We start from the raw sequence: 552 nt of genomic DNA, 5'->3' as shown, positions 1-552 counted from the left end.
GGTTCATATCACCTCGCCGGCGCTTTTCGCAGATTAGCACGTCCTTCATCGCCTCTGACTGCCAGGGCATCCACCGTGTACGCTTAGTCGCTTAACCTCACAACCCGAAGATGTTTCTTTCGATTCACCACCGGTTTGCGAAAATTTGAGAGACTCGAACACACATTAACTGTGTGTCGTTTCAATTTTCAGCTTGATCCAGATTTTTAAAGAGCAAATATCTCAAACGTCACCCGAAGATGAGTTTTGAGATATGTCGGCAGGTGACTTTCACTCACGAACCAGCAAGTGGCGTCCCCTAGGGGATTCGAACCCCTGTTACCGCCGTGAAAGGGCGGTGTCCTGGGCCTCTAGACGAAGGGGACACTGAAGTCTCAATCGCAAGACGCCTTGCTATTTACTTTTCATCAGACAATCTGTGTGAGCACTACAAAGGCAGGTTCTTTAAGGTAAGGAGGTGATCCAACCGCAGGTTCCCCTACGGTTACCTTGTTACGACTTCACCCCAGTCATGAATCACAAAGTGGTAAGCGCCCTCCCGAAGGTTAAGCT

The 552-nt window shown here is 49.5% G+C and carries 1 tRNA gene and 2 rRNA genes; all 3 read right to left on the bottom strand.

The window, feature by feature from the left end:
- Nucleotides 1-97 (bottom strand): 23S ribosomal RNA (locus BJP35_RS24075); the annotation flags it as partial.
- A 192-nt stretch (nucleotides 98-289) separates the two neighbouring features.
- A tRNA-Glu gene (locus BJP35_RS24070) sits at nucleotides 290-365 on the bottom strand.
- 85 nt (nucleotides 366-450) lie between these two features.
- Nucleotides 451-552 (bottom strand): 16S ribosomal RNA (locus BJP35_RS24065); the annotation flags it as partial.

This window comes from Enterobacter sp. J49, from assembly GCF_002148625.1.
Taxonomy (GTDB): domain Bacteria; phylum Pseudomonadota; class Gammaproteobacteria; order Enterobacterales; family Enterobacteriaceae; genus Enterobacter; species Enterobacter ludwigii.
This window is presented reverse-complemented; position numbering and strand designations above follow the sequence as displayed.